General features: G+C 58.3%; 22 protein-coding genes and 1 pseudogene. 19 read left to right on the forward strand and 4 right to left on the reverse strand.

Features of this window, described 5'->3' with window-relative positions; genetic code table 11:
* Positions 1 to 6 precede the first annotated feature (6 nt).
* The 3 genes and pseudogenes from FD02_RS03160 to FD02_RS03170 all read left to right on the forward strand — a co-directional run.
* A pseudogene (locus FD02_RS03160) lies at positions 7 to 249 on the forward strand (phage holin); the annotation flags it as partial.
* A gap of 23 nt (positions 250 to 272) precedes the next feature.
* Positions 273 to 1352, forward strand: a complete 1080-nt coding sequence (locus tag FD02_RS03165) for a GH25 family lysozyme (RefSeq protein ID WP_054722817.1) — start codon at positions 273 to 275, stop codon at positions 1350 to 1352.
* A gap of 281 nt (positions 1353 to 1633) precedes the next feature.
* A complete protein-coding gene (locus FD02_RS03170) occupies positions 1634 to 2566 on the forward strand; it encodes an Abi family protein (RefSeq protein WP_056950367.1) in 933 nt (310 codons plus the stop codon).
* Positions 2567 to 2615: 49 nt separating this feature from the next.
* Here FD02_RS03170 and FD02_RS03175 read toward each other — a convergent pair whose 3' ends face one another.
* Positions 2616 to 2876 (reverse strand): hypothetical protein, encoded by a 261-nt coding sequence (locus tag FD02_RS03175; RefSeq protein ID WP_156408222.1) that lies wholly within the window; start codon positions 2874 to 2876, stop codon positions 2616 to 2618.
* Between the two features lie 282 nt (positions 2877 to 3158).
* Between FD02_RS03175 and FD02_RS03180 the strand changes: the two genes are divergently transcribed.
* The 4 genes from FD02_RS03180 to FD02_RS03195 all read left to right on the forward strand — a co-directional run bounded on the left by FD02_RS03180 (position 3159) and on the right by FD02_RS03195 (position 7302).
* The gene (locus FD02_RS03180; RefSeq protein WP_056950373.1) at positions 3159 to 3845 is read left to right on the forward strand and encodes a response regulator transcription factor; all 687 of its coding nucleotides are present in this window, start codon (positions 3159 to 3161) and stop codon (positions 3843 to 3845) included.
* The gene (locus tag FD02_RS03185; protein ID WP_056950377.1) at positions 3845 to 5404 is read left to right on the forward strand and encodes a HAMP domain-containing sensor histidine kinase; all 1560 of its coding nucleotides are present in this window, start codon (positions 3845 to 3847) and stop codon (positions 5402 to 5404) included. Before FD02_RS03180 ends, FD02_RS03185 begins: the two co-directional genes overlap by 1 nt.
* A gap of 37 nt (positions 5405 to 5441) precedes the next feature.
* A complete protein-coding gene (locus FD02_RS03190; RefSeq protein WP_056950380.1) occupies positions 5442 to 5876 on the forward strand; it encodes a MarR family winged helix-turn-helix transcriptional regulator in 435 nt (144 codons plus the stop codon).
* 127 nt (positions 5877 to 6003) lie between these two features.
* Positions 6004 to 7302, forward strand: a complete 1299-nt coding sequence (locus tag FD02_RS03195) for a D-serine ammonia-lyase (protein ID WP_056950383.1) — start codon at positions 6004 to 6006, stop codon at positions 7300 to 7302.
* Between the two features lie 77 nt (positions 7303 to 7379).
* Here the strand turns inward: FD02_RS03195 and yidC are convergent, their stop codons facing one another.
* Positions 7380 to 8342 (reverse strand): membrane protein insertase YidC, encoded by a 963-nt coding sequence (gene yidC, locus FD02_RS03200; RefSeq protein WP_056950386.1) that lies wholly within the window; start codon positions 8340 to 8342, stop codon positions 7380 to 7382.
* Between the two features lie 78 nt (positions 8343 to 8420).
* Positions 8421 to 8702, reverse strand: coding sequence for an acylphosphatase (locus FD02_RS03205; protein ID WP_054723387.1), 282 nt, complete (start codon positions 8700 to 8702; stop codon positions 8421 to 8423).
* An 81-nt stretch (positions 8703 to 8783) separates the two neighbouring features.
* On the opposite strand from FD02_RS03205, the gene FD02_RS03210 reads away from it, so the two are divergent.
* From FD02_RS03210 to FD02_RS03260, 11 genes are all read left to right on the forward strand, one after another.
* Positions 8784 to 9542 (forward strand): TrmH family RNA methyltransferase, encoded by a 759-nt coding sequence (locus FD02_RS03210; RefSeq protein WP_054723388.1) that lies wholly within the window; start codon positions 8784 to 8786, stop codon positions 9540 to 9542.
* A gap of 70 nt (positions 9543 to 9612) precedes the next feature.
* Positions 9613 to 10119 carry an HD domain-containing protein gene (locus FD02_RS03215; protein ID WP_054723389.1) on the forward strand — a complete coding sequence of 169 codons (507 nt, stop codon included), beginning with the start codon at positions 9613 to 9615 and terminating at the stop codon, positions 10117 to 10119.
* Positions 10120 to 10257: 138 nt separating this feature from the next.
* Complete coding sequence (locus FD02_RS03220) at positions 10258 to 10623, forward strand: winged helix-turn-helix transcriptional regulator (RefSeq protein WP_054723390.1); 366 nt, start codon at positions 10258 to 10260, stop codon at positions 10621 to 10623.
* A 329-nt stretch (positions 10624 to 10952) separates the two neighbouring features.
* Complete coding sequence (gene pheS / locus FD02_RS03225) at positions 10953 to 11999, forward strand: phenylalanine--tRNA ligase subunit alpha (protein ID WP_054723391.1); 1047 nt, start codon at positions 10953 to 10955, stop codon at positions 11997 to 11999.
* 3 nt (positions 12000 to 12002) lie between these two features.
* Complete coding sequence (gene pheT, locus FD02_RS03230) at positions 12003 to 14414, forward strand: phenylalanine--tRNA ligase subunit beta (protein WP_056950389.1); 2412 nt, start codon at positions 12003 to 12005, stop codon at positions 14412 to 14414.
* 92 nt (positions 14415 to 14506) lie between these two features.
* Positions 14507 to 15667, forward strand: coding sequence for an endolytic transglycosylase MltG (gene mltG / locus FD02_RS03235; RefSeq protein WP_056950392.1), 1161 nt, complete (start codon positions 14507 to 14509; stop codon positions 15665 to 15667).
* A 49-nt stretch (positions 15668 to 15716) separates the two neighbouring features.
* Positions 15717 to 16358 (forward strand): uridine kinase, encoded by a 642-nt coding sequence (gene udk, locus FD02_RS03240; protein WP_235806662.1) that lies wholly within the window; start codon positions 15717 to 15719, stop codon positions 16356 to 16358.
* A 68-nt stretch (positions 16359 to 16426) separates the two neighbouring features.
* Complete coding sequence (gene greA / locus FD02_RS03245; protein WP_054723392.1) at positions 16427 to 16903, forward strand: transcription elongation factor GreA; 477 nt, start codon at positions 16427 to 16429, stop codon at positions 16901 to 16903.
* Positions 16904 to 17007: 104 nt separating this feature from the next.
* The gene (liaF, locus tag FD02_RS03250; RefSeq protein WP_056950399.1) at positions 17008 to 17715 is read left to right on the forward strand and encodes a cell wall-active antibiotics response protein LiaF; all 708 of its coding nucleotides are present in this window, start codon (positions 17008 to 17010) and stop codon (positions 17713 to 17715) included.
* On the forward strand, positions 17712 to 18767 hold the full coding sequence (locus FD02_RS03255; RefSeq protein ID WP_056950401.1) for a sensor histidine kinase: 1056 nt from the start codon (positions 17712 to 17714) through the stop codon (positions 18765 to 18767). The genes liaF and FD02_RS03255 overlap by 4 nt, the downstream gene beginning before the upstream one ends.
* The gene (locus tag FD02_RS03260) at positions 18760 to 19401 is read left to right on the forward strand and encodes a response regulator (RefSeq protein ID WP_056950404.1); all 642 of its coding nucleotides are present in this window, start codon (positions 18760 to 18762) and stop codon (positions 19399 to 19401) included. Before FD02_RS03255 ends, FD02_RS03260 begins: the two co-directional genes overlap by 8 nt.
* Positions 19402 to 19451: 50 nt before the next feature.
* Here the strand turns inward: FD02_RS03260 and FD02_RS03265 are convergent, their stop codons facing one another.
* Positions 19452 to 22061 carry a YfhO family protein gene (locus FD02_RS03265; RefSeq protein WP_056950406.1) on the reverse strand — a complete coding sequence of 870 codons (2610 nt, stop codon included), beginning with the start codon at positions 22059 to 22061 and terminating at the stop codon, positions 19452 to 19454.
* A gap of 139 nt (positions 22062 to 22200) precedes the next feature.
* Between FD02_RS03265 and FD02_RS03270 the strand changes: the two genes are divergently transcribed.
* Positions 22201 to 24324, forward strand: coding sequence for a peptidoglycan D,D-transpeptidase FtsI family protein (locus tag FD02_RS03270; RefSeq protein ID WP_056950408.1), 2124 nt, complete (start codon positions 22201 to 22203; stop codon positions 24322 to 24324).
* The last annotated feature ends 272 nt before the right edge of the window (positions 24325 to 24596 follow it).

Below are 24596 nucleotides of genomic sequence, written 5' to 3' on the forward strand. Positions count from 1 at the left end.
CAAACAATGACTAAAATTAATTGGACGGTGCGGTTAAAGTCAGCGAAGTTTTGGCTGGCAGCTGTGCCTGCACTGCTACTGGTCGGCCAAGCCTTTGGGTCCGTCTTCGGCTACACCTGGGACTTCGCCGGACTGGGCGACAAGCTCACCGGACTCATCAACGCGGTGTTCGCGCTGTTGACAATCCTGGGGGTCGTTACCGACCCAACCACCGCCGGGCTGTCTGATAGCGAGCAGGCACTGACCTACGATAAGCCAAAGGAGGACGTAGAATGACTATGAAAGGCATCGACGTCGCCAGCTACCAAACGGCGGCTCAAGCCGGAATGTCCGGCATCGACTTCACCATCATTAAGGCCACGCAGGGCCGCAGTTATGTCAATCCACTGTGCAACGCGCAGTGGGACTCGGCGGGGAAGGCAGGCCATCTGCGGGGGCTCTACCACTACGCCAGCGGCGGCGACCCGGCGAAGGAAGCCGACTACTTCATCGCGCAAATCAAGAACTACGTCGGCAAGGGGATCCTGGCCCTGGACTGGGAGGCGGGCGAGAATGCGGCCTGGGGGAGCAAGACCTGGGCGCTGAGGTTCGTCAAGCGTATCCACAGCAAGACGGGCGTCTGGCCAGTAATCTACGTGCAGGCCTCAGCAATCGCCCAGGTCGCTTCCTGCGCGCCATACTGCGGTCTTTGGATTGCTGGCTACCCGACTAATGCGGCCAGCTGGACGGTGCCTAGCTTCAACTACGGTACTGGCGCCTGGAAAGCCGTCACTATCTGGCAGTTCAGCTCTGGCGGCGGCCTTGACCGCAATGTCGCCCACATCGACTCGAAAGACTGGAACGCTATCGCCAAAGCCAAGGCAACCACCAAGGCGGCGGCCAAGGTGACGACCGCTGTCAAGACTGCGGTCAAGAAGGCGAGTTACTCGACCAAGAGGAAGACGGTATGGCGCATGGCTACTGATACCGTCGCCGGGAAGACTGGCAACGGTAAGACGCGGGTCAAGACGCTTGGTAAGTATTATGCGGGTGTACAGGCTGCTGCAAATTATCTGATGCACGACAGCAAGAAGGCAGAGGCCATGAAGATTTTGGCTACTGAGACCAAGAAGGGCGTATTCGGGACGGGATCGACTCGAAAAGCAATCTTGGGCACTTGGTACGATGAAGTGCAAGCCATCATCAATGGCACGACTAAGGTAGCACCAGCGGCACGCACCTACACCGTCAAGTCTGGTGACACCTTATCTGGTATCGGCTCGAAGCTGGGAGTGGCGTGGGCAACGATTGCCAGCAAGAATGGCATCAAGAGTCCATATACGATTTATCCAGGGGAAAAGCTCAAATATTAGGCACCATCAAGGCCCACCCGCTCAGCGGGTGGGCCTTTTTTTCGTGGAATATTTTTTGTCACACAAGATATAGTGACGAGAGGTTCGAAATCATTATCAAGTTAGGAAAACCGACAGGCAATTATCTATATATTGTGGAACAACGTTAGCACTCGTGAAACATTTTCTTTGACAACGATGACGTTGCATAGTATAAAGATAGTACAGAAGCCAATCCCCTCGTTCCCGTTAAGTCGGCAGGTACGTCCTGAAGAACGGGGGTTTTTTTTGGAGAAAATAATATGAAACCTGAAAAGTTAACCCCTGAAGAACAGCGTTCACGCTTTGAGCGAAGGGGAATCTATTTTCCAACTAGAGATCACGAACGAGATGCCAATAAAATTCAAGAAATTGGTTACTATAAGCTAAAGGAGTTCGCTTACCCATTCAGTACTACCGATACCTCAGGCGAGATTAGCTACCATGGGCTCAAATTTAACCGCCTGCTGGTCAGGTATTACCAGGATAAAAATTTCCGCATATTTATGTTGCACGGAATCGAAGACATTGAGGTTCGGCTAAACAGCGTAGTTGCCTACCGGCTAGGGTATAAGTACGGCGGCTTCGGTTATCTTGATTTCAAGAACTGGGTAGATCGGAATAGGCCTAGGTTTGAGATTGAGAAAGAGCAGTTTTACTTCAAGAAAGGCTTGCTTAGTAAAGTGAAGAGGTCAAGCCTGCCGGATATTAAAAAACCATCTAATATTAACAGTGATGGTTTCCCAACAGTTTGGACCATGGTTGATGCTTTGACTTTTGGGGATACTTTGCACCTAATAGATTTGATGTCTCCGGGGAATCTCCGAGCCATTTCTGCAAAATTTGGCTGTACGTCAACGGAGTTTGTATCATGGATGGGCTGTATGAACTTCATTAGAAATGCCTGTGTTCACAACAGTGACTTGATTGATATCAAGCTCAAGACAAAGCCAACTCCTCCCGATGTTTACAAGGACTCAATTCAGACTGCACCCGGAGGTTATTCGAACGGAATTGCAATTGCCGTCTATATTTTGAAATACCTCATGCATTTCGTGAACCCAAACTACAATTTCCATAATATTAAAGAGACTTTAGGGAACATCATTGGTGGTGATGACTCTGTTGCGAATGCGCTTGGCTTCGCGAGCCACGAATCAACGGCACTTCTAAGAGAGCCATTATTGGATGATTAACTATCTGCAACGAGAAAAGCCAAGCTAGTAAATACCAGTCTGGCTTTTCCTATGCTGCCACCACCGCACCTGGCACAGCTAGTGTGATGGCAACCTGTTCTTCGATAGTTAGCTTGCGGCCAAGCACTCGTGGTAGGTCGTCAAGCACCTTATTGGATTCGATGCGGCCAATTGATTCGCCGTGCTTGATTAACCGAACCATGCCGCGGCCAGCTTGCCTGCGAGTGATCTCGATGTCACCGATTGTAATGGGAAGCTTCATTTGAATCACCTCGGCCATCATTATACAAACGTGTGTTCGATAATTCAAGATGAAAGCGTGAGTTTCATTGAATTGCGGTACGAATGCGGGACCACCTCATTCAGTGACTCGCCGATGCTGAAATTGTCCTATTGCTGGTACGAAGAGCAATAAGCACCATCGAAAACGGGCAGCCGCCCGTTTTTTCGTGCCCGGGTCGCCGAGGGTGAGGACTTGATGAGAGTTGGTCACACTTTGTTGGGTATGGTACAATCACTGGGAAGTGTGTTCGCTTGGCGTTACACAGCCGCGGCGGTGGGGCCGCCATTAAAAAATTAAGGGAGTATTCACATGAGCCGGATTTTGATTATCGAAGACGAGAAGAACCTTGCGCGCTTCGTCGAATTGGAGCTGAAGCACGAAGGTTACGAGACTGCCGTGCATTTCAATGGCCGCACCGGGTTGGAGGCCGCCTTGGCCGAGGATTGGGACGCCATCCTGCTCGACTTGATGCTGCCCGAGCTCAACGGCCTAGAAGTATGCCGGCGCGTGCGCCAGGTGAAAAATACGCCGATCATCATGATGACCGCGCGTGATTCCGTCATCGACCGCGTCAGCGGCCTCGACCACGGCGCCGATGATTATATCGTCAAGCCGTTTGCCATTGAGGAGCTCCTGGCCCGCCTGCGCGCCTTGTTGCGCCGCATCAGCATTGAAGGCGAGCACAACGCCGCCAAGCAAACGACCATCACGTACCGCGATTTGACCATCGAAAAGGAAAACCGGGTGGTGCGCCGCGGCGACGACATCATCGAGTTGACCAAGCGCGAATACGAGTTGTTGTTGACCCTGATGGAAAACATCAACGTGGTCTTGGCCCGCGACGTCTTGCTGTCCAAGGTGTGGGGCTATAACAGCGACGTCGAAACCAATGTCGTCGACGTTTACGTCCGCTACATCCGCAACAAAATCGACAAGCCAGGGGAGCCGAGCTACATTCAAACGGTCCGCGGCACTGGCTATGTCATGCGGTCGTAATGCGCAGGCCGGAAGCAAAAACTGAACACAAGAAGCGGCGGCTGTCCTTAGGCTTCAAATGGACAGCCGTTGTTGGCGTGGGCATTTTTGCCACGTTCATCGTGCTGGCGGGGATCTTGTACACCACCACGCGCTCGACCTTGATTCAAACGGAGAAAAATAGCGTCAGCGACACGCTTGGCGCCGTGGAGCAGCGGCTGTCGCCGGTGGCCAAGCAACTGACCATTGCCACCGTGGTGCCGCGCATCGAAGGCACCGACACCACCGGCGACACCAGCGAAAACGCACCGGCGCAGGCACCCAGCCGCAGCAGCATTTTCTCCGACTCGGTGATTGAAAAACTGTCGCGCTCCGACATCAGCGTCACTGTGTTCGACCCCAGCGGCCAGGTCCTGTTCACCTCGCGGAACAACTTGTTGGCCCTGCATAAAACCGGCGAGGCCAGCATCAAGGAAGAAACGCTGGCCGGCCGCGCCGGCATTGTCGGCCGGACGCCGGTGCGCTCGCTGGTCAACGGCAAGCTCATCGGCTACGTCCAGGTCACCGACCGCATGACCAGTTTGCACCGCACCTTGGATCAAGTCGGCGAGTTGATCGTCGTGCTGTCGGTGGCGGCGCTGTTGATCGCGATTCTGCTCGGGTGGTTCATGGCCGAGCGCTTCTTGAGTCCAATCAAGGCCATCACCCACACCATCGACATCGTCAACAACGAGCCGCAAAGCAGCGCCCGGATTCCGGAGCTCAAGCGCAACGACGAGTTGGCAGACTTGATCAACGAGTTCAACGGCATGCTGGATCGCATTCAGCGCTTCATCGACCAGCAAGGAGATTTCGTCCAAGACGTGTCGCATGAGCTGCGCACGCCGGTGGCGATTCTCGAGGGCCACCTGCAGCTGTTGAACCGCTGGGGCAAAGACGATCCCGAGGTGCTGGCCGAATCCTTGAGCGCCAGCCTGCAGGAAGTCACCCGCATGAAGAGCCTGATTCAAGAAATGCTCGACTTGACCCGGGCGGATCAAGTCGACGTGCACTTCCCGAATGCGACCTGTGACGTCAACGAAACCGTCACCCAGGCGGTCAACGACTTCACGATGATTCATCCCGAGTTCCAGTTCACCTTCGACAACGACCTGCACGCGCCGACCTATGTGCAAATGTACCGCAACCACCTCGAGCAGGTGATGATCATCTTGCTGGACAACGCCGTGAAGTATTCGACGACGCGGCAAGAGATCCACATCAGCGTCAGCACCGATTCCGACGGCGTGGCCATTGCCGTGCAGGACTTCGGCGAAGGCATCGCCGCCGCCGACCGCGCCCGGGTGTTCAACCGGTTCTACCGGGTGGACAAGGCCCGCTCGCGGGAAAAAGGCGGCAACGGGCTGGGCCTGGCCATCGCCAAGCAGTTGGTCGAAGGCTACCGCGGCACCATCAGCGTCGATTCCGCCTTGGGCCACGGCTCGATTTTCCGCGTCGACTTGCCGGTGTTGTCGCCAGCTGAAGTGGCGCGGCTGGACGCGTTAAACGACGCGCAAGGCCCCGAAGCCAGTTTGCAGTAGCTTGTCCTTAGCAACCAAGAAAACGGAGGCGCAGCCCATGGCGACAGCCGATTTGCTCAACGAATACATCGAGGTTTACTTCACCGCGTTTAAAAACGTGGGGGACTTGGTGTCCGAACCGATGCACCAATACCACCTGTCCTTCGAGCAGTTCTTGATCATGCGCGATGTCGCGGCGGGCCACAAGGTGGCGCTGTCGGCGATTGCCGAACAGCGCCGCGTCTCCCGCGCAGCAATTTCGCGTCAAATCAAGACGTTATTGGACCGCGACTACCTGGTGCAAGAGCGCGACACCGACGACCGGCGGCGCCAATTTCTGCACCTGACGCCAACCGGCGAGCAGGTGACGGCCAAGCTCAACGTGGCTATCAGCGAGCGCTTCGGTGAGTGGGTCGACGTGCTCGGCGAAGCAGACGCGCGGGAATTGCTGCGCATCATGCGGCGCGTCGGGGAGTCGATCATTCAACGGTAAACAGGCGAAAGCCTGTTTTTTTTTGGCGACAGACGTGCCACCTGCACGATTGGGCCTTTTCCTCAGCGAGTCGGTCGCGTACAATGAACCAAGAATCTAGCTAATTGTGCACCCTCGGAGGTTAATGATGGACATCACAGCATTACAGCAAACTTACCCAATCGTGAAAGATTTGGTCGCAGAAAAAGAAACCGTCTGGGCGAATCCGGATTACGGCAAACCGGCGACGTTGGCGACGACGCGCGCCGATTTATTCGATGCGGCCGCGCGCCTGCGCCGTTTCGCCCCGTATTTCGTCAGCGCCTTTCCCGAAACCGCCGAGACCGACGGCATCCTCGAATCGCCGCTGATTCCCATAAAAATAATGCAAACCGCCTTGAATCGGCGCGATGACTACCAGCTGCCGGGCCGGCTGTACCTGAAAGCCGACAACGAACTGCCAATCAGCGGCTCAATCAAAAGCCGCGGCGGCATCTACGAGGTGCTGAAAATCGCCGAGGAAATCGCGTTAGCCAGTGGCCAATTAGTCTATATGGACGATTACGCCAAGCTAAATACACCGGCGTTTCATGACCTGTTCAGCCACTACGGCATCGCGGTGGGGTCGACCGGTAACTTGGGGCTGTCCATCGGCATCGTCGCCGCCAAGCTCGGCTTCCACGCCACGGTGCACATGTCGCGCGACGCCAAGCAATGGAAGAAAGACCTGCTTCGCGAAAAAGGCGTGACCGTGGTGGAATACGCCGGCAGCTTCACGACGGCGATCACCACCGGCCGCGAGCAAGCCGCCCAAGATCCGAGCGTCTTCTTCATCGATGATGAAGGGAGCAAGGACCTTTACCTCGGCTATGCCGTCGCGGCGATTCGGCTGCAAAAGCAGCTGGCGGACCAAGCAATCCGCGTCGATGCGACGCACCCGCTGTTCGTTTACTTACCGGCCGGGGTGGGTGGGTCACCTGCTGGTGTGACCTTCGGCTTGAAGATGATTTTTGGCGGCAACGCGCACGCGATTTTCGCCGAGCCGACGCACATTCCTTCCGTGCTGTTGGGCATGGCCACGGGCTTGAACGAAAAAATCTCGGTGTATGATATCGGCCTCGATGGCCTGACGGAAGCCGATGGGCTAGCCGTCGGGCGGCCGAGCCGGCTCGCCGGCCACGAAATGCGCACGCTGCTGGATGCCATCACCACCTTTGACGATGAGCGCATCATGGCGTACACGGCGCTGCTCAAAGACCGGGAGGACATCAAGGTCGAGCCGAGTGCCAGCGCCGGCTTTGCGGCGCTACACGATGCGCAGGCGGTGTTGGCCCAGCGTTACCCCATGCGACACGCCACCCATATCGTGTGGGCCACCGGCGGCATGCTGGTGCCGGCCGCCGAGTATGCGCGCGACTATGGAATCGGCGAAGAATTTCTGCACTGAACAATTCTGATGGCGTCGGCGAAAGCCGGCGCTATTTTGGTGAAAAAAAACACCGACGCGGGGTCGGTGTCTTTGGTTTAATGATGGCGTTGCTTGCCGGCGTTGCGACCGTGGCCTGAATGCGGCGTGGTCGGGCGCGCGGCGGTGGCGGGGCCGGCGGCAGGCGCGGCCTGGGCAATCACGCCTTGGTAAAAGGTGTGCTCGTCGACCACGATTACCGGTGGCTTGCCCTTGATTTCTTCGTCGATTTGCTTGCGGATGCGCGGCGTCATGACGTAGGTCACGATGACCTGCTGGATGACGATCATGATCCCGCCGGCCAAGAAGTACAGGCCCAGCCCGGCGTTATAAAACATACAGAAGAAGAAGGTCATGATTGGGCTCATCAGCGCCGTGGTTTGCATGGCCTTGCGCTGACTGGCGTCGACGCCTTGCACCATGATCCAGCTTTGCACCAGGTAGATCAAGGTGGCGACGATGGTGATGACCATGCTGTTTTGGCCCAAGGCGATGCCGAAGAACTTCGACGTCGAAATCTCAGGCGAATAGGCGACGGCTTGATACAGGCCGGAGAAAATTGGCAGCTGAATCAACAGGGTCAAGCAGCCCATCGACGGCAACATGCTGGTGCCGTTTTTCTTGTAGACGTCTTGCATGAGCTGGTTGAGCCGCAATGTCTCTTCTTGCGAGGAGGCTTTTTTCATCTGGGCTTGAATAATGTCCAGCTGCGGCTTCAACACCTTCATCTTCTCTTGGGAGATGGTCATGTTCTTCTGCTGGCGCAGCATGGCGGGCAACAGAATCAAGCGAACGGCTAAGGTGATGAGAATAATGGCGATGCCGTACCCGCTGGCCTTGCCGAACCACGGGGCGATCCAGTCCATCAGGTGCTGCAGCGGTAAGCCCACCCATTTGTAGAAAATGCCGAAAAAGCCAGTGGGCGGCTTCAAGGTTGTGGTCGTGGTGCGTTTGCAGGCCGTCAACACGACGGTGAGGAGAGGAATGGCCCCGAGCACGAGCCACCGTTTAAGTTTATGCATGTCGTCTGTCCCTTCTATGTCACTAGCCAATATCATACTTGTTGGGGCGGCGAAGTTCAATGCTACCTAAGGCTGATGTCACCCGGTGACGCGAAAATCGGTGAAGTGCGGCACCGGGTACAGCGTGTGCGCCTCGTAGGTGGCGACGCGGGCGTAAGGCGACGGGCCGGCCTTGATGCTGGCGGCAAACGCTTCTAGGTCGGCGGCTTCGCCCACCGCGATAATTTCGACGCTCCCGTCCGCCTGGTTGGCGACCGTGCCGACAATGTGGTGGCGTTGCGCCAGCTGCAGGGTAGTCCAGCGAAACCCGACGCCTTGAACGCGGCCGGCGACGCGAATTTGTTGCGCAATTTTTGGCATAGGCGACCTCCTTTAGTTCATCTAGATTAGTGTAGCAGATTCGCCGCTTGGGTGTGGTACACTACGCTCGGAGGAAAAAACATGACAGAATATATTGCATCACCGAAAAACGAGCGCATCAAGGCGGCCAAGAAGCTCACCACCAAGAAAGGCCAAAAGCAAGGCGACGCGTACTTGCTCGACGGCTGGCACCTGGTGGAAGAGGCCTTGGCCAGCGGCTTGACGCCCAAGACGATTTACGCCACCGAGAAGTTTCTCGACGAGCGCGCGTTGCGGCCGTTTTATGACCAGCTGATCGAAATCAGCCCCGAGGTGGCCAAGCACCTCAGCGACACCGAAACCCCGCAAGGCATCTTTGCGGTGATGCCGCGCGAATTGGCGAGCCTGCCGGCGCTAACCGGCCAATTCCTGCTGCTGGACGGCATTCAAGACCCCGGTAACGTCGGGACGCTGGTGCGCACCGCCGACGCGGCCGGCGTCGGCACCGTCGTTTTTGGCGCCGGCACGGCGGATCCGTTTAATCCCAAGGTGCTGCGCGCCATGCAAGGCAGCCAGTTCCATGTCCGCATCGTGATGGCGGACTTGGCGCCCTTGATTGCGCAGTTGCAAGCCGCCGGCATCGCCGTGTACGGCACGGAGCTCAACGTCAACGCGCAAAACTACCGGGAGCTGGCGCCTCAGGAACAATTCGCCTTGGTGGTCGGCAATGAAGGCAACGGCATGCAGGAAGCCTTGCTCACAGAAACAACCAAAAATCTTTACATTCCCATCAAAGGTCGCGCTGAATCGCTTAACGTCGCCATTGCCGCGGCGGTCATCTTGTTTCACCTCACCGCCTAGGGCTGTTATCGGCGGCTGGACCTGATATAATGAAGGTGTGTTGAACGCACCACACAAAAGGGGACATTGAATGAGTAACGATTTGCAATGGGCCAACGATCACGAGTATGTGGCGTTAGTGCAGGACCTCTTGGCAACACCCGAGGTCCAGCGCCTGGCGGAATATCCGCAACACCATTACTCCAATCGCTTGGAACATGTGATTAGCGTTTCTTACCGCAGTTACCTGTTTGGTAAGAAACACCATCTGAATGTTCGCGCACTGGCGCGAGCGGGGCTATTGCATGACTTGTTCTATTACGATTGGCGAACGACCAAGTTCAGTCTGGGCACGCATGCCTACATTCATCCGCGGATTGCCTTGCGCAACGCGGAGAAGCTGACCGACTTGACCCCGATGGAAAAAGACATCATCATCAAGCACATGTGGGGCGCCACCGTGGGCCTGCCGAAGTACAAAGAAAGCTTCGTGGTGTCGTTGGTGGATGATTACGCGGCGGTTGACGAGGTGGTCAAGCCGTGGCTGATGAAGCTCCGGCATCCCTTCGCCTATCACGTCGAACAAGTACGCAATTAAGCGGCCAGCCCGAGGTTTGGGTTGGTTTTTTCGTGCAATATTTCGCCGGTTTTCCCGGAATCTTGCGTAATCGTTGCATTCTGACGCCAAAGGGGTATACTAGCTATATAAATGTAAGCATTCGATGAGGTGAAGGAAATGACAACAACTACGACCACTGCGGCGGCGCCGTGTACTGCCGCCAAATACTCACTCTGCCCGAAGTTTTCGCAGACGTTCTCGATTCTCGGCAAGAAGTGGAACGGCATGATTCTCGAGACGCTGTTTCAAAACGGCCCGTCTCGCTTCAAGGACATTGCCGGCACCATCGAGAAGTGCTCCGACCGCGTTTTGGTTGAGCGCTTAAAGGAGATGGAAGGCGAAGGCTTGATTGACCGCCTGACCCATCCGAACTCTTCGTTGATTCAATACGCGTTGACGGCCAAGGGCGCAGCCCTGGGCCCGGTTCTGGATGCGGCCCACGTTTGGGGCGACCAATGGATCACGGACGCTGAGTGCGAATAAGGGAAGCGGCCGCGTGCCGCTTTTTTCGTGCCTGCCTTGCAATTTTTTCGCGCCTTGGCTACACTGAACATATTCGAATCACCTAAAGACGTTGACGAAAGCTCAACCGGGCGAACCAGATAGGGAACGGCACTCATAGACTGTAAGGTGCCGATGGCTCAAGCGGGTGTTTTCACTTTCCGAGTTGGTCGTTTCGGCGACCCGGTCCTGCCGTTATGCTGTTGAGTGCACCCAAGTTGGGTGAACAAGGGTGGTACCGCGATGCTTCGTCCCTCGGGAACGGGGCTTTTTTTATGCCCAAAATTTAGTACTGAAAGGAAGCCAACACCATGGATCTGAAATCACGCTTAGAGGCACTGCGCGATGAGAACCAGCAAAAGATTCACCATATCTCTGATCTCGACGAATTAAACCAGGTGCGCGTCAGCCTGCTTGGCAAGAAAGGCCCGATTACCGAGGTGTTGCGCGGCATGCGCGACTTAGCCCCGGAAGAGCGGCCGAAGGTGGGCGAGTTTGCCAACCAAATCAAGGCCGAACTCCAAGCCAACCTGCAAGAGCGCCGCGCCGCCTTGGAAGCGGCCATGATTCAAAAACGCCTCGAGCAGGAAACCATCGACGTCACCTTACCCGGCGATGAAGTGGTGGCCGGCACGCCGCACATCTTGCAGCAAATCATGGACGACGTGGAAGAATTCTTCATCGGCCAAGGCTATCAAGTCATCGACGGCCCCGAAGTCGAAGAGGACCACTACAACTTCGAGATGTTGAACATCCCAAAGGACCACCCGGCGCGCGACATGCAAGACACGTTTTACATCGATTCGCAGCTGTTGATGCGCTCGCAAACCAGCCCGGTGCAGGCGCGGACGTTAGAGAAGCACGACTTCAGCAAGGGCCCGCTGAAAATGATCAGCCCCGGCCGCGTCTACCGCCGCGATACCGACGACGCCACGCATAGTCACCAGTTTCACCAAATCGAAGGCCTCGTCATCGACCGCCACATCACCATGGCTGACTTGAAGGGGACGTTGTTGGCGCTGGCGCAGCACGTCTTTGGCGCCGAGCGCAAGATTCGCCTGCGCCCGAGCTTTTTCCCGTTCACCGAGCCGAGTGTTGAAGTCGACGTGTCGTGCTTCCGGTGCGGCGGCGTCGGCTGTGCCATTTGCAAGTACTCCGGCTGGATCGAAGTCCTTGGGGCCGGCATGGTGCACCCGAACGTCTTGACCGCCGCCGGGGTGGACGCCGATGTGTATGGCGGGTTCGCCTTTGGCCTTGGCCCGGATCGGTTTGCGATGCTGAAATACGGCATCGACGACATTCGCAGCTTCTACCAAGGCGATGTCCGCTTCTTGCGCCAATTCCAACAGGAGGGTTAACCCGTGAACGTCTCGTATGAATGGTTAAAAGAATTAGTTGATGTGTCGGTCAGCCCGGAAGAGTTGATGGACAAGGTGTCGCGCACCGGGATCGAAGTCGATAGCGTGACCCGGCTGGGCGAGGGCTTGAAAAAAGTCGTCGTCGGCAAGGTCGCATCCCTGCGCGATCACCCGGATTCCGATCACCTGAAGATTGCCATGGTGGACACCGGCGATGACGAATTGCGCCAAATCGTCTGCGGTGCGCCAAACATCGAAGCCGGTCAAACCGTGGTGGTGGCCTTACCAGGCGCCCGCATCGGCGGCAACGAAAAAATTAAGCGCGGCAAGATGCGCGGCGTCGTGTCCGATGGCATGATTTGCGCGCTGCAGGAACTCGGCTTCAGCGACGCCATTGCGCCGAAGTCCTTTGACGCCGGCATCTATGTTTTTGATGAGCCGTTGACCCCCGGTAGCGACGCCTTAGCCGCATTGGGGATGGACGACGCGGTGCTGGATTTTGAAATCACGCCAAACCGCGCGGATGCCCTGGGCATGCGCGGGGTGGCCTGGGAAGTCGGCGCCACTTATGGCAACAAGCCGCACTTCACCGACCAGCCCGTGACCGAAACCGGCAAGCCGGTGAGCGATTACCTCACCGCCACGGTGGCCGATCCCACCGACGCGCCGGCGTACCAAATGCGCGTCGTCGACAACATCACGATCAAGGACAGCCCGCTGTGGCTGCAGCGCCGGCTGTGGAACGCCGGGGTGCGGCCAATCAATAATATTGTCGACGTCACCAACTTGATCATGCTGGGTTACGGCCAGCCGCTGCACGCCTTTGACTACGCCAAGCTCGGCAGCCAGGAGATTCTCGTGCGCCGCGCCAAGGCCGGCGAAGCCTTGACGACGCTTGATGGCAACGACCACGAGCTTGATCCCGATGATATCGTCATCACCAACGGCCAGCAGCCGGTGGCCTTGGCCGGCGTCATGGGTGGGTTGAATTCCGAAATTACCGCGACGACGACCACCGTGGTCATCGAAAGCGCGATGTTTGCCCCGACCAACATCCGCAAAACCGCGCTGAAGTACAACCTGCGCTCGCAGGCCTCCAGCCGCTTTGAAAAAGGCGTGGACGTTGGCAGCATCAACTTGGCGTTGGACGAAGCCGCGCGGCTAATGGCCGAGCTCGGCGACGGCACCGTCGCCACCGGGACGCTGAGTGCCACGGCAGTCAAGCCGGAGCCGACGGTGGTGGATATTTCGCTGGATCGCATCAACCACGTGTTGGGCACCAGCCTGGATGCCGCCACGGTCACGGGGATTTTTGAGCAGCTGGGCTTTGGCGTCACCGAGGCGGACGGCCTGTTTGCCGTCGCCGTGCCGACGCGGCGCTGGGACATTCACATCGAGGCCGATTTGATCGAGGAAGTCGCCCGGATTTACGGCTACGACAATCTGCCGAATACCTTGCCGACCACCACGATGACCATCGGCGCCTTCACGCCGCAACAAGCGCGCCTGCGCCGCACGCGGCGCCTGCTGGAAGGCCTCGGCCTCACTCAGGCCATCACCTACAGTCTGGTCAGCGACGAGCAGGCCGGCTGGTTTGAGTTGACGCCAAGCGAGCAAACCGCCGTTGCCTTTCCGATGACCACCGACCATTCGGCCTTGCGCCGCAACTTGTTGGCCGGGTTGATCGACGCGGTGCAGTATAATCTCGCCCGCAAGCAAACCGACATCGCCTTGTACGAACAAGGGCGGGTCTTCCCGCGCTCGGCTGGCCACAGCCGGCCGGAGGAAAACGAGTACGTCGCCGGCGTGTTGACCGGCAACTTGCTGAGCAAAACCTGGCACCAAGCCGCCCAAGCCGTCGATTTTTACGCGGTGAAGGGGATTGTGGCGCATTTGCTGGCCGATTTTCGCCTGGCAACGCCGGTGCAATACCTGCCATTGACCACCGATGCGCACCTACACCCGGGGCAAAGCGCCAAGCTGATGCTGGGGGGCGAAACCATTGGCTTGATTGGCCGCTTGCACCCGGCGTTTGAACAAGCCGAAGGACTGCCGGCGACGTATGTTTTCGAGCTGAACCTCTCCGCGTTGATGAAAACCGACCGCGCTGAAGTGCTGGCGCAGCCCGCGCCGAAGTTCCCGGCGGTGACGCGCGATATTGCCATTCAGGTGGCCAAGACGGTGGATAACGCCACCATCGAGGCGACGATTCGCGCCGCGGGTGGCAAGTACCTGCAGTCCATCACCTTGTTTGACGTCTACGAAGGCGCGCATATCGCCCCTGGCCAAAAGAGTCTGGCCTACACGTTGACCTACCTAAACGAAGCGGCCACGCTGACGGACGAGCAGGTGACCACGGCCTTTGACAAGGTCGTCGCCGCCTTGCAGGAACACGTCGGCGCCAGCATCCGCTAGCCCGTAACACGAATGAAATAGTTCAGCCGTCGCAATTTGCGGCGGCTTTTTGTATACTGTTTCTAGTATTGGCACGAACGGAGGACGAGTGGGTGGACAGACAGTCGCACAATCAAGACACAAGAAAGCGCCGGACCAGGCGTCAGGAACAACGGGTGGTCACGCGCATCGTGCGCTGGATCGTCGGCATCGTCGTGGTGCTGCTCGTGATCATCGGCATTCTGGGCTATCGCTACATCAAGTCCGCTTTGGCGCCGGTGGATCCGAATTCCAAGGACCGCATTGCCGTGAAAATCGGCATCGGCAGCTCGACGAAGGCCATCGGCGCCGAGTTGCAGAAAAAAGGCATCATCAAAAGTGGCACGGTGTTCAACTATTACGTGAAGTTCCATAACGTGGCGGCGTTTAAGGCCGGCACGTACCACTTCAGCAAGGCCGAAACCCTCGACGACATCATTTCCGTCTTGCGGGACGGCGGCGCCCAGGCCGACGCGGTGGGCACCGTGCTGGTCAAGGAAGGCGCACAAATCAGCGACATCGCCACCACGGTGGATGGGCTGAAGGCCAAGAATCCCAACCTCACCAAGGCGAAGTTCTTGGCGGTGCTGAAGGACCAAGCCTTTTTCGACCAACTGGCCAAGCGCTACCCGAAGCTGTTGAGTAGCGCCGCGGCGGCTAAGGGGGTCCGCTATCGCCTGGAAGGCTACCTGTTCCCGGCGACCTACAGCGTGACGGCCAAGGAAACCGCGCAGGAGCTGGTCACCGAAATGGTGGTCAAAGCCGACAGCGTGATGCAAAGTTATTACACCAGCATCGCCCGGCAAGGCTACAGCGTCCAACAGGTGATGACCTTGGCCTCGCTGGTGGAACGCGAAGGGTCCACCACCGCGGATCGCCGCACCATCGCCGGCGTGTTCTTGAACCGCATCGCCGCTAAGATGCCGCTGCAATCCGACTTGTCCGTCATGTACGCGCTGAATACGCACAAGGCGCACTTGACCAACAAGGACACGGCGGTGGACTCGCCGTACAACTTGTACGTCCACACTGGCTACGGCCCGGGGCCATTCGACTCACCGAGCGAGAATTCGATCACGGCGGTGTTGAGCCCGACCAATCGCAACAAGAAGTACCTGTATTTCGTGGCCAACATGAAAACTGGGGAAATCTTGTACGCGACGACGCGCGCCCAACACGACGCCAACACGGCCAAGTTTGCCGCCGATAACGCGGCGGCGGCCAGCAGTAAATAAGCACACAACCAAAGCGCGACAGCCGTCGCGCTTTTTCATGGGGGCAACCATGCAAAAACCGATCGTCATCGGGGTGACCGGCGGCTCCGCTTCAGGCAAAACCAGCGTGAGCCGCGCCATCTTCGACCATTTCTCCGGACATTCCGTCGTGTTACTCGCCCAAGACAGCTACTACAAGCACAGCGACCTGCCGTTTGACCAGCGCCGGCTGATCAATTACGATCACCCCTTGGCCTTCGACACGCCGCTCTTGCTGGCGCAGCTGCAGGCACTCATTCGCGGCGAGGCCATCGACAAGCCGGTGTACGACTACGCCAACCACAACCGCGCCGCGCTCACCGAGCGCGTCGAGTCGCGCGCCGTGATCATCGTGGAAGGCATCTTGATTCTGGCCGATCCAAAGCTGCGCGACTTGATGGACATCAAGGTCTATGTCGATACCGACGACGACATTCGCATCATCCGCCGCATTCGCCGCGACATGGCCGAGCGCGGTCGGGACCTCGCCGACATCATCGACCAGTACCTGGCGACGGTGAAGCCGTCTTATCATCAGTTTATCGAACCGACTAAACGCTACGCCGATATCATCATTCCAGAAGGCGGGCAAAACCAGGTGGCCATCGACTTGTTGGTCACCAAGATCCGCGCCATTTTAGCCGCGCGCGGCCAAGGGGGCGGGGGATTGTAGTTGACAAAGCAGGCGAAACTGCTTATCCTCTACTTCTGAACGTTATCAATTGAATTGAGGGATAAATCATGGCAGATAAAACATACCCAATGACCGCCGCGGGCAAGCAAAAGCTTGAAGAAGAGCTGGAGAACTTGAAAACCGTGCGCCGGCCAGAGGTCATCGAACGGATCAAGGTCGCCCGCGGCTTCGGCGACTTGTCCGAAAACTCCGAATACGAAAGCGCCAAGGACGAGCAGTCGTCGTTAGAGACCCGCATCGCCCAGGTCGAAACCATGCTGCGCTTCGCCGAAATCATCGACGCCAACGCCGTGGCCGCCGACGAGGTGTCGTTGGGCCGCAAGGTGAGCTTCGTTGAAGACGGCGACGACGAGGAAGAAACCTACGAAATCGTCGGCGCGGCCGAGGCTGATGCCTTTGGCGGTAAAATCAGCAACGAATCGCCAATCGCCAAGGGCCTCATCGGCCACAAGGTTGGCGACAAGGTGAGCATCGCCACCCCAGGCGGCAACATGACCGTCAAGATTACCAAGGTTGAAGGATAGCGGCAGTCGCCGCTTTTTTCGTGGCCAGATTTCGGGCTAAAGCCGTAAGCCCAACTGACTAAGATTCGGTATACTAAAGAGAATCAGTGAAAGGGGGCGGTGTGGTGAGTCGCAGATGGCAAGTGTTTTGGCTGGTAGAACTGGCGCTGTTATTTGGTTTAGGCTTTGAAATCGTGACGAACCCGCCGATTTTCCTGACGCTGTTGCTGGGGCTACTCGCGGTGTGGCTGGGCACGCGGGTGCATCACGGCCGCGAAGTGTGGCTCACCGCCGGCACCATCGCGGTGATCGTGGCGGTGTTCATCAACCCTACCGTGTGGGTGATGCTGTTTCTCGGCGCCGTGGCGGTCTTGAAGTACGCCAACGGGGCGCACGGCTTTGGCCCCTGGGCGAAGAAACAATTCGTCGCCGTGGCCACCACCGAGCCGACGCCCAAAGCCGGCAAGAGCATTCGGCACCCGTGGGTCGGGGAGGCGCATATCGGCACCCAGTTGTTTGAATGGGACGACATTAACCTCACCGTGGCCGCCGGCGACACCATCATCGACCTGGGCAACACCATCTTGCCTAAAGGGGATAATCATGTCGTGATTCGCAAGGGCTGCGGGAAAACCCGGATCCTGGTGCCGGTGGGCGTCGGGGTCATGGTCAGCCACTCCGGCGCGTTTGGCACCTTGACGATGGCCAACCACGAGCTGCCGGTGCACATGGAAACCGTGACGCAGTACAGCGATGACTACGACACCGCCACCCGGCGCGTCCACATTCTCACCAACGTGGCGTTTGGTGATGTGGAGGTGCTGGCGGTATGAGGCGATTCAATTTATTGTGGCTGTTTATCGTGACGTGGTTGCTGGCGGCGATGCTTGAACTCACCGCCGTCTTCATGGTCACCTACGACACGCCGCGCACCACGGCGCAAGCGTTGATGCTGCCGGTGTACCACGCGCCGGTGGTGGCGTATCTCATCGCCGGGTCGGTGATTCTCGCCAGCATTGTCACGATTTGGGCGTATGCGGCCGCTCGTCGCCAGCGCAGCGCCTTGGCCAGCCGCCTGGCGCAACTGACGACCGGCCACGTCGACGCCCCGGTGCTGGCGCGTCAGCAGGTGGCCGCCGACTTACTCGGGCCGGACAACGCCCAGCTGCTGGAGCAATTGCGGCAAAAAATGATTCGCCTCCAGCGGGAAATCGAGCGCTACGCCAACGTGCCGGTTCGCGTGGCCGGTGAAAGCAAGGAAGAAATCCTGACGGCCGAGCGCCACCGCCTGGCGCGGGAGTTGCATGATTCTGTGTCCCAGCAATTGTTTGCCGCGATGATGATGCTGTCGGCGGTGCGCAGCGTGATGCCCAAGGATGACCCGCAGCTGAAAACGGTGGTTACCATCGAAGGCGTGATCAACGAGGCCCAAGCCGAAATGCGGGCGTTGCTGTTGCACCTGCGGCCGACCAACCTTGAAGGCAAATCGCTGAAGGCCGGCATCATCGGCTTGCTGCAGGAGCTGCAAACCAAGATTCACATCAAGATCACCTGGGAGCTCGACGACGTGCACCTCGGCAGCGCCATTGAGGACAACTTGTTCCGGATTGTTCAGGAGTTGCTGTCGAACACGCTGCGCCACGCCAAGGCGGACAGCCTTGAGGTATACTTGAAGGCGGTAGGCGGCAACGTGATTTTGCGCGTCGTCGATGATGGGGTCGGCTTCGACTTGAACGCCGAGCCGCACACCGGCGCCTATGGCCTCGCCAATATTCAAGAGCGCGCCACCAGCGTCGGCGGCACTGCGCGGGTAATTAGTTTTCCAAATCAAGGCACGACGGTTGAAGTCCGCGTGCCGATGCCAAAGGATGAGCCGAATGATTAAAGTATTGATTGTCGATGATCACGAAATGGTGCGGTTAGGGATCGCCACCTACCTCGGCGTGCAACCCGACTTAACCGTGGTGGGCCAAGCCACCGACGGCCAGGAAGGGCTCGACCTGGCGTTGCAGCTGCGGCCCGATGTCATCTTGATGGACTTGGTGATGCCGAACATGGATGGCATCACCGCCACCAAGAAGATTCTCGCCACCTGGCCGCAGGCGCGCATTATCATTTTGACCAGCTTCATCGACGACGAAAAGGTGTACCCGGCCATTGCCGCCGGCGCCGCGAGTTACATCTTGAAAACCGCGACGGCCGAAGAAATCGCCGACGCCATTCGCAAGACCGCGCAAGGTGAGGCGGTGCTCGAGCCGCAAGTCACCACCAAGATGATGAACCGGATGAGCAAGCGCGCCGAGATTCAGCGCTATGATGACCTGACCAACCGTGAGCGCGAGGTGTTACAACTCATCGCCCAAGGCAAGTCCAATCAAGAAATCGCCACGGAATTATTCATCACCTTGAAAACCGTGAAGACGCATGTGTCCAATATCTTGGCCAAGCTCGAAGTCGAGGACCGCACCCAGGCCGCCATCTACGCCTTCAAGCACCACCTGGTCGAAAAACAGGACTAACCAAAACTCGCGCCGCCATTGGCAAAATGGCGGCGCGAGTTTTTAGTGGCTTAGGAATGTTTGCGGTGGCGGCCGGTGGGGGTGCACCACCACCAGGCACCGACGAGTGCGGCACTGGCGAGGCTGATTGCGGCGCCGAGTCCTAGCGCCGGCGGCCGGTAGGTCATGGTCACGGTGTGCTGGCCGGGCTTGAGGCGAATGGCGATGAAATACTTCAGCGCCTTGCTGATGGTGGCTGGCTGACCGTCGACGGTGACGCGCCAGCCGGGCACGGCGGGAATCGTCGTCATCAACAGCTTGTGCTTGGCCTCTACCGTGACGGTGCCACGCAGGCTGGTGTCGCTACGGTGCGTGATGTGCCACGGATTTTGCCGCAGCGGCGTGAGCAGCGCGGTGGTCGCCGCGGCGTTCAGGCGATACAGCGCCACGTCGGTAAGGTTGGCCGTGCTTTTTTGCAGCGTCAGCGTCAGGGTTTGCTTTTCGCCGGGTGCGGTCGGCGTGACGTTTAGCAAGATGCTGCTGCGAAAACTATCGGGAATCGGTAAATCGGTGCCGTTTTGCGTGAGGGTGACGACATTATCGCTGAACGCCACGGGAAGCTGGAGGTAGTACGGATCGGTGGTGGGCGCCGTGAAGGTGTATGTGACCGTCGCCCCGTCGGTGACCTTGGTGACCACCTGGGTTTGCTTCTTGATGGTTGCGTCGTGCAGCTTCGGCCCCGTCATAGTCTGCAGGTCGAACAGCGAACGGTAGGGTTGGCCGGCCAGGTGGGTGAGAATCAGCTCTTGATTGAGCATCGCCAAGTTGGCGGCGCGTTTGGTTTTGAGAATATCGGTGCTGGCGACAAACCCCAGCCCCAAGGCGTTAGGGTTGCGCGACACGATTAAGTCGCCGGTGCGGCCGAGCTCGTCGTAGCGGCTGACGTCGGGCCGGGCGCCGCTGCTCGGTAAAAAGCCGGTGGCCACCGCCGGCGTTGGCCGCGGCGTCAGCCAATACTTGAGGTCCAGCAAGGCGTCGGTGATGACGGTGCCGTTGGTGTAGCCGACGAAGCCGTCGTTTTCGGATTGGCCGAGGTCTTCGAAGAGCTGCACGGTAGGCGGGGCCATCATCGAATTGAACTGGTCGGTGCCCATGTACCCCACCTGCATGGCGTCGTTTTTGGTGCGGGTGACGGTTTTGCCGATGCGGTAGGTGCCGCTGTCGGCCGCTTGAATGTGGGCGACGCCGGCGCGCAGGCTTTCCGTGTAGGTGTGATAGTCGGAGTGGGAAATGTAAGACAGCTGGTTCAAGGTCGTCACCATGTTGGCGGTGCTGTCGATCACCATAAACATCGCGAAAATGGCGGCGGTGGCGGCGCGGCCGTCGTGGCGAATCGTCAGGAGAATCACCGCGGCGATACCAAACAGCGCAGAGGCCCCGACTTGCCACTCGGTGAGGTAGCTAAAGTGCGCCAGATTCAGCCAGACGGTGGCAACCACCGCCAACACCAGGCCCAGCGTCAGCAACATTTGCCACCAAGTCAGGCCAGTCGGTTGGCCTTGCAAGGCGCGCCCGGCCAAGACCAGCAGCCAAAAGCAAATGACGAAGCTGAAGCGATACGGGTACCACGAGGGAAACTGTAAACCGTGCCACAGCAAGTCGAGCGGCTCCACCATTACCGACAGGGTCAAAAACAGGCTCCAGCCGGCGGCAAACAGCCGCTCGCGCACCGGAATCGTGCGCTGGGTGAAAAACAGCACCGCGCCTAACACCCCAATGGCGCCGATGAAGACGTTAGCCTGGCCGCTGGGCATCTGGTCGAAGTTAAACGCCCCGAGCATGAACTTCCCGAGCTGGCGGTACGGCGCGTATTCGAAGCGCCAATGAAAATCCGTCGTCGTGTAGGTGCCCTTGCCGAGCCGCAGCTGCACCAAGGTCGGGATCACGATCACCGCCGCCAGGCCCGCCGCGGCCATGCTGGCGGCGGCAAAGCGCGCGGTCTGGCGGGCGAACCAGCGCCAGCCGGCCCATTGCCGCACGACTTCGTAACCAAAGTAGCCAACCAGAAACAGGCACAGCATAAAGGCGATGTAGTAATTGACCACGATCGCCGCGGCCAGCCAGCCGATATAGGCAAACGGCCGCCGCCCGGCCACGAGGTTGGCCAGCGCCACGGCGATCAGCGGCAAGCAAATCGCGCCGTCGAACCACATCAAGTTGAGTTGGTTGGCCAGCATCCAGCCGGACAAGGCGTAGGCCGTGCCCCAAGCCGGCAGCCACCAGGAGCGCCAGCCGGTGGTTTTCAGATAATACGCCATTGCCAAGCCGGCGCTGCCGTATTTTAACAGCGTCATCACCGCCACGGCCACGTCGAGCATGGTCTTCGGGAAGAGGAGTAACACCAGGTTGTAGGGGCTCAACAAGTAGTAGGCAAAGGTGCCATACATGTCGCCGCCTAAGGCATTGCTGAAGCTATAGAAAAGTTGACCGGGGTGGCCGAACACGGTGCTGCGAAAGTAGGCGTAAAAATCGATGTACTGCTGGCCCATGTCCACGGTCAACACGCTGCTGTTGCCGAAGGGGTAGACGCCGCGGGCGATGAAGTAAACCGCCATGATCAGCATGGGAAGAACCGCGGCGCACACCAAGGGATGGGCCTTTAGCCAGTGATAGACTCGCATGTTGCCACCTCCCCGTAATTTGAATTCTACTATACCATAGGCGTTAAACTTGTGATAAGGGTGCGGGGAGATTCGCGATGGCCCCGGTTTTTTGCTACACTGGTGGGTAATCAGTGTCAGAATCAAAGGAGCCTGTCTCGTGAAATACGTTCGTACCCCCAAGCCCAAACGGCCGAAATCTCAAATTCCGTTCCGGTTGAATCTCCTCTTTTTCGTGGTGTTCTTGCTGCTGGCCGCCTTGATCGGGCAACTGGCTTATTTGCAGATCATCAACGGCAGCAAGTTCGCCGGGGAAGTCGACCGCACCGACCAAACCGTCGTTGCCGGCGCCGTGCCGCGGGGGTTGATGTACGACGTCAAGGGCCGGCCGCTGGTGACCAACACCGCCAACAACGCCATCACCTACACCAAAAGTGTCGGCACCAGTGCGGCGCAAATGTATGGCGTGGCTAACCGCCTCGCCAATTACCTGACCATCACGCCGACGAACTTGCAGCCGCGCGATTACGCCGACTATTATCTGGCCGACGCCGACCACGCCAAGGCCGTCACTGCCAAGTTGCCGAAAAGCCAGCAAACCCTGACCGATGCCAGCAAGCTGTACAAGCTACAAGCCGCCTATGTGCAGGCACACCTGCCGACCTTCACCAGCACGCAGCGCGAGGCGGTGATGCTGTTCAAGATCATGAACGGCGCCACGCAGCTGACGACCGTCCTGTTGAAAAGCAGCGGCGTCACGGTGGCCGAATCCAGTGCCGTTGGCGAGCACCTCACCAGCATGCCCGGGGTAAACCTCGGCACCGACTGGGAGCGCGAATATCCCAACGGGTCGTCCCTGACCAGCATTATCGGCACGGTGTCCAGCGCCAAGTCTGGGCTGCCTGCCTCCGGGTTGACCAGCTACTTGGCCAACGGTTACGCCCGCAACGACCGGGTGGGGACCAGTTACCTCGAGCAACAATACGAATCGATTTTAAAAGGGGCCAAGTCGCGGACCCAGGTGGATATCGGCAGCGATAACAGCATCATCAACCAAGTCCAAGAATTCAAGGGCAAGGCTGGCGAAAACCTCAACTTGACCATCGACTTGAATTATCAAAAGCAGGTGGAAAAGGTGCTGACTAGCACCTTCAAGTCGGCGTTGAGCAACGGGGCGGCGCGGTATTCCGACGGCGCCTACGCAATCGCGATGAATCCGCAAACCGGCGCGGTGCTTGCCGTGGCCGGCTTGGCGCATGACACCAAAACCAACGAGATCACCGACGACGCCTTGGGCAGCATCAACCGCTCGTTCGTCATGGGGTCGGCGGTCAAGGGGGCGATGGTGCTCGGCGCCTTGCAAGACGGCGTCATCACCGTCAAGAACAACACCCAAGTCGACACGCCGATTTACCTGCCGGCCACCGCGGTGAAGAAGTCCGTTTATCCCGCCGGCACGTTTGCCACGCTGACGGCCACCAAGGCGCTGGAAGTCTCCAGTAACATCTACATGATGCGCCTGGCGATGAAGGAAGGCCACGCCAGCTACGTCCCGAAGTCCTCGATGACCCTGGACGACGACATTTTCGAGAAAATGCGCGGTTACTTCGGGCAATATGGCTTGGGGCAAAAAACCGGCATCGACTTGCCCGGCGAAGTCAGCGGGTTGACCGGGGACGATTACGCCAACGGGTTGTTGAAGGTCGGCTCGGCGCTGGATTTGGCTTACGGGAACTACGATGGCTACACGCTCATGCAAATGGCGCAGTACATCAGCACCGTGGCCAACAACGGCTACCGCATGAAGCCGTACGTGGTGCAAAGCATCGCCGAAGCCAGCGGCACCGGCAAAAGCAACCGAATCGTGGAGACGACCACGCCGAGCGTCTTGGGTAAGACGGGCAACACCCAGGCGCAGCTAGACCTGGTCAAGCAAGGAATGTGGCAAGTGGTGCACGGCACCGATGGGTGGACCACCGCCACGAGCTTAAACACGCTGAACCCCGGCGTGGCCGGAAAAACCGGGACGGCGCAAACCTTTACCCGCCGCGATCCCACCAACTCCCAATCCGAGCTGCTGGAAACGACGACCCAAAGTTTTGTCGGCTTCGCCCCGGCGAAGAATCCGAAAATTGCCATTGCCGTCGTCTTCCCGAACCTGCGCGGGGATGACTTGGCGAACTACAACCTGACCGTGGCCAAGACGATGTTTAGTACCTATTACCAGCAGTACAACATCGCCAAGCAGTCCGGCTACTCGGCGCACGAAACCAAACTTCAATAAGGCTTACCGCTGCCAGCTGGCGGCGGTTTTTTTGTGCGCGGACACACAAAAAGCGGCGTGAGGAAGTCGCGACGCTTCCTCACACCGCCATGGTGCCCGCAACTAAGCCAGCCGGATCTCTACCACGTTGGCTATTGGCTTGGTCCGAGTTGCGGAATGTTTACTTTTCCTGATTCCGGGCAGACTCGCCCTTCCTCAGTCCATTCACGTCATTGAAGTTACTCCCGTCGCCGGCAGGTGGCAAGCCACCTTCGCGAAGCGGAGTGGCACGG

Origin of the sequence: Lacticaseibacillus nasuensis JCM 17158 (assembly GCF_001434705.1) — a bacterium.
GTDB lineage: Bacteria > Bacillota > Bacilli > Lactobacillales > Lactobacillaceae > Lacticaseibacillus > Lacticaseibacillus nasuensis.